Genomic DNA, 5,030 nt, shown 5'->3' with positions numbered 1-5,030 from the left:
CCCGCCGCGATCAGCGGTTCGACGGCGGGAATGATGCCGATGCCGACGATCACCATTTGCGCGGGGATCACCTCACCGTCCTGCATGCGCACGCCGCTCACCCTGCCCTCGCCCACGATACAGTCGACCGCAGCGCCCAGCCGGACCTCGACGCCATGCGCGCGATGCTCGGCCTCGTAAAAGCGCGACAGCGGTTCGCCCGCGACGCGCGCCAGCACCCGGTCGAGCGCTTCGAGCAGCACGACCTTCTTTCCGAACTTGGCGAGAACCGCCGCGGCCTCCAGCCCGATATAGCCGCCGCCGATCACCACGGCCTGCTCGACGCCGTCGAGCTCCGCCAGCATCCGATCGGCGTCGGCGCGGGTGCGGACGGTGTGGACGCCGATCAGATCGTTGCCCGCGCAGCCGATCCGGCGCGGGCTGCCGCCGGTCGCCCAGATCAGCTGGCCATAGCCGATCGTCGCGCCATCGGCGGTGGTCACGCTGTGTGCGACCGGATCAACCGCAACTACGCGGCGGTTCAGCAGCATTTCGACCTGGCGCTCGGCCCAGAAGGCGGCGGGGCGGATCAGGATCCGCTCGAACGCCTTTTCGCCCGAAAAATACTCCTTCGACAACGGCGGGCGCTCATAGGGCAGCTCGGGCTCGTCGCCGATGATCGCGATCGTTCCTGCGAACTTGGCCTGGCGCAGCGCGATCGCCGCCTGTGCCCCGCCATGCCCCGCCCCCACGATCACGATATCGAACTGCATGTTTCGCTCCCGTATTTTGGCGTTCGGCTAGCAGTGGTCGCGGCGATGGCCAACACAAAGTGGCTGGGGGACGGCGAAGCCGCGCTTGCAGAACGCCGCCGGGCCGGGCCATGAGCAGTCCACAAACACGCAAGCCGGATGACCGATGGAGCGCAGGAACGACATTGACGGGCTGCGCGCGGTGGCCGTGCTGGGCGTGGTGCTGCACCATGCCGGGCTCGCCGCGCTGCCCGGCGGGTTTGTCGGCGTCGACGTGTTTTTCGTGATCAGCGGCTTCCTGATCTCCCGCATCATCACCGATGGCGTGGCCGACGGCAGCTTCTCGCTCGCGCATTTCTATGAGCGCCGCGCGCGCCGCATCCTGCCGGCGTTGATCCCCGTGGTCGCGCTGTCGCTGATCGCGGGATACTGGCTGCTGCTGCCCGACGATTACGAGAACCTGGGCCAGAGCGCGGTTGCGACGTTGGTCTTCGCGAACAATGTGCTGCTGACGCTGACCAGCGGTTATTGGGACTTGGCTGCGACCTTCAAACCGCTGCTCCACACCTGGAGCCTGGGGGTCGAGGAGCAATTCTACATCGCCTATCCGCTGCTGGCGCTGCTGGTGCTGCGGCGGCGGCCCCGGCTGTTTGCGCCGATGCTTGCGGGTGCGATCACGATCAGCCTGCTGCTGAGCGTCGGGCTGTCCGCGCGCCAGCCGGATGCGTCCTTCTACCTCATTCACACCCGCGCCTGGGAACTGCTCCTCGGCGCGCTGACGGCGTGGCGCCTGCCCCGTACGCCCCGGCCCGAGCGGGTTGCACGCATGCTCGCGCTGGCCGGGTTGGCGATGATCATCGGCGCGATGGTCTTGATCGACGAGCGCGCACCCTATCCCGGTTGGCGCGCGCTGCTGCCCTGCGTCGGGACAGCGCTGATCCTGCGCTACGGCACCGCAAGCGGACTGGCGCAGCGCGTGCTCGGCTGGGGGCCGCTCGTGCTGATCGGCCTGGCCAGCTACAGCATCTATCTATGGCATCAGCCGCTGTTCGCGTTCGCGCGGGCGCTCAGCGTCACCCCGCCGGGCGCAGGCGTAATGGCCGCCCTGACCCTCGCTACGTTGGTCATCGGCACGGCGAGCTGGCGCTGGATCGAACAGCCGTTTCGCGATGCGCGCGTGTGGCCGCTGCGCCCGTTCCTGACGCTCGGCATCGGTGCCGTCGCGTTGGCCGGTGCGGCAGCCCTGACTGTGTCGATCACGTCCGGGGTGCCGCAGCGGGTGCCGGGGATGGGCCTCGGCACAGGCGATTATGCCGCATACAACAACTCGGCCTTCCGCTTTCAAAAGGACCGGTTCGACGATCCCGCGCGGCCAAATCTGCTCGTGGTCGGCAACAGCATGGCGCGCGACATGGTCAACATGCTGGTCGAGAGCCGACGCTTCGACAGATACGAGATCGTCTATCGCACCGACGCCAATCTCTGTGGGCTGTCCCGCGCGCCTGCGACCACAGGGCAGTTGATCGCGGATGCGCGGGCGGTGATCTTCGTCGCATCGATGTCCGCGCCGCTCGGTTGCAAGACCACCGCCGCCGAGCGGGACGCGATCCTCGCGAACAAGGCGTGGCTGCTGATTGGTCCCAAGCATTTCGGCTACAACCTCAACGCCTGGATGCACGTGCCCGCATCGCAGCGCCCCGCCTTCCGCGCCGTGCTGCTGCCGAAGACCGTGTCGGACAACGCCATCTATGCCGCTTTGGTCCCGCCCGACCATTATGTCGACCTGCTCGGGATCATGCAGCGCCGTCATGGCGGGTTGCCCGTGTTCGACGCACAGGGACGCATCCTGTCCGCCGACCGCATCCACCTGACCCGGGCGGGGGCACAATTTTTCGCCGGAAGCGTGCTCGACGATCCCGCGTGGCGCCCCCTTTTGGCACTCGCGCCGCGTTAGGCCATCGCCATCAGGCTGGCATTGCCGCCCGCTGCGGTGGTGTTGATCGAGGTCGAGACCTCTTCCACCAGCCAGTCGAGCCGCGGCGTCCCGGCCTGTGCCAGCACGATCGGGCCGGGCAGGTCGGCGATGTCGGCCAATGCGGCGAGGCGCGCGCCTGCGTCGCCTTCGATCAGCGCCCCGCTATAAGGTCCGGCCGCGCGCCAGTCCGCCACCCAGTCGATCCGCTGCATGACGCGTTCGGGTGCGCCGTTCAGCTCCCCGCGCAGCGCGGCATTGCCGATCACTGCGCGGTTGCCGGTCGCCAGCACGGCGCAGAGCTGGGCGATCAGCCCCGCGCGCGTCTGCGGTAGCAGCAGCACGCGACCGCGCGGGTGAATGGTGTAGACATTGGTCTCCCCCACCGGGCCGGGCAGTTCGAGCTGCGCGCCGAGCAGCGACGCCTCGCCCGCTTCCCGCGCACAATCGCCGCCCTCACCGAGCCACAATGCAAAGTCGCGCAGCGCCGGATCGGACGCGGACGAGGCAAGGTCTGCCGGCACCGTCGGTGCCTTGACCAGCCGCCCGAGATAAAGCGGCCCCCCCGCCTTCGGCCCCGTGCCCGACAGGCCGCGCCCGCCGAACGGCTGTACGCCCACCACCGCGCCGATGATGTTGCGGTTGATGTAGAGATTGCCCGCCTCGACGCGCTGCGTGACATGCTCGACCGTCTCGTCCAGCCGCGTGTGCAGGCCGAAGGTGAGGCCATAGCCAGTGGCGTTGATCGCATCGATCACCCGGTCGAGATCGCGGCGCTGGTAGCGCATCACGTGCAGCACCGGGCCGAACACCTCGCGCTGCAGGTCGGACAGCGCATCGATCTCGATGATCGTCGGCGGCACGAACGTCCCCTGCCCCGTCTCACCCGCCAGCTCGATCTGTTCGACGCGACGGCCCATCCGCCGCATCTTCTCGATATGGCTGTTGATGTTGAGCTGTGCCTCGGTGCTGATCACCGGGCCGATATCGGTCGAGAGCCGGTCGGTGCGCCCGATCGACAGCTCGTGCAGCGCGCCGCGCAGCATCGTGAGGATGCGGTCGGCGACATCCTCCTGCAGGCACAGCACGCGCAGCGCCGAGCAGCGCTGGCCCGCGCTGTCGAACGCCGAGGCGATGACGTCGGCGACGACCTGCTCGGCCAGCGCCGAGCTGTCGACGATCATCGCATTCTGCCCACCGGTTTCCGCGATGAACGGGATCGGCGTGCCGTCACTGGCAAGTCGGGTGGCGAGCTGGCGCTGGATGATCCGCGCAACCTCGGTCGACCCCGTAAACATCACCCCCTGCGTTCCCGCCGCGCCGACCAAAGCCGCGCCGATCTGGCCATCGCCGGGAACCAGCTGAACCACATCGGCCGGCACGCCCGCCGCATGGAGCAGCGCAATGCCCTGCGCGGCGATCAGCGGGGTTTCCTCCGCAGGTTTCGCGAGCACCGGGTTGCCCGCGACCAGCGCGGCCGCGACTTGCCCGATGAAGATCGCCAGCGGGAAATTCCACGGGCTGATGCACGTCACCGGCCCCAGCGGGGCATGCGCGGTACCCAGCGTCGCGCGCGCCTGCTGCGCATAGTAACGCAGGAAATCGACCGCCTCGCGCACCTCGGCGATCGCGTTCGGCGCGGACTTGCCCGCCTCCCGCATGATCAGCCCCATCAGCAGCTGCATCCGCGACTCCATGAGGTCCGCAGCACGGTCGAGGCAGGCGGCGCGCTCGGCGACCGGCACCGCGGCCCAGTCCGCCGCGACCGACTGCGCGGTTTCGACCGCATGGCTTGCGCCCGCCTCGCTCATCTCGACCACGGTTCCGACGATATCGAGCGCATCGGCGGGGTTCGCCACCGGGCGCGACTTGCCCTCGCCAGTTGCCGGCTGGGCGAGCCAGCCGATTTCCGCACTCTCGCGCAGTGCGTCGCCGAGCACGGCCAGCGCGGTCTCGTCCGACAGGTCGATTCCTGCCGAGTTGATCCGCGCCCCGTATAGTTCGCGCGGCAGCGCGATGATCGGGTGCTTTGATCCCGGCGCGTCCATCGCGGTCACGACCTCGACCGGGTCGGTCACCAGCTCGGCAATCGACACTTCGGGATTGGCGATACGGTTGACGAAGCTCGAATTGGCACCGTTTTCGAGTAGACGACGGACGAGATAGGCGAGCAGCGTCTCGTGCGTCCCGACCGGCGCATAGATGCGGCACGGGCGGTTGAGTTTCTCAGCGCCGACCACCTCGTCATAGAGCGGCTCACCCATGCCGTGCAGGCACTGGAACTCATAGTCGCCGATGCTGAAGTCCGGTCCGGCCAGATGGTAGAT

The 5,030-nt window shown here is 68.3% G+C and carries 3 protein-coding genes; 1 reads left to right on the top strand and 2 read right to left on the bottom strand.

What is annotated here, in order from left to right; all coding sequences use genetic code 11:
* A partial coding sequence (locus tag AX681_RS02305) for an NAD(P)/FAD-dependent oxidoreductase (protein ID WP_197422080.1) occupies positions 1-752 on the bottom strand: 752 nt, incomplete at its 3' end.
* A 145-nt stretch (positions 753-897) separates the two neighbouring features.
* Between AX681_RS02305 and AX681_RS02300 the strand changes: the two genes are divergently transcribed.
* Positions 898-2,685 (top strand): acyltransferase family protein, encoded by a 1,788-nt coding sequence (locus AX681_RS02300; protein ID WP_066665130.1) that lies wholly within the window; start codon positions 898-900, stop codon positions 2,683-2,685.
* Here the strand turns inward: AX681_RS02300 and putA are convergent.
* The coding region (gene putA, locus AX681_RS02295) for a bifunctional proline dehydrogenase/L-glutamate gamma-semialdehyde dehydrogenase PutA (RefSeq protein ID WP_156455994.1) at positions 2,682-5,030 on the bottom strand (2,349 nt) is incomplete at its 5' end. The genes AX681_RS02300 and putA overlap by 4 nt on opposite strands.

It is taken from the genome of Sphingomonas sp. CCH9-E2 (genome assembly GCF_001557215.1).
In the GTDB taxonomy this organism is placed as follows: Bacteria; Pseudomonadota; Alphaproteobacteria; order Sphingomonadales; family Sphingomonadaceae; genus Sphingomonas.
This window is presented reverse-complemented; position numbering and strand designations above follow the sequence as displayed.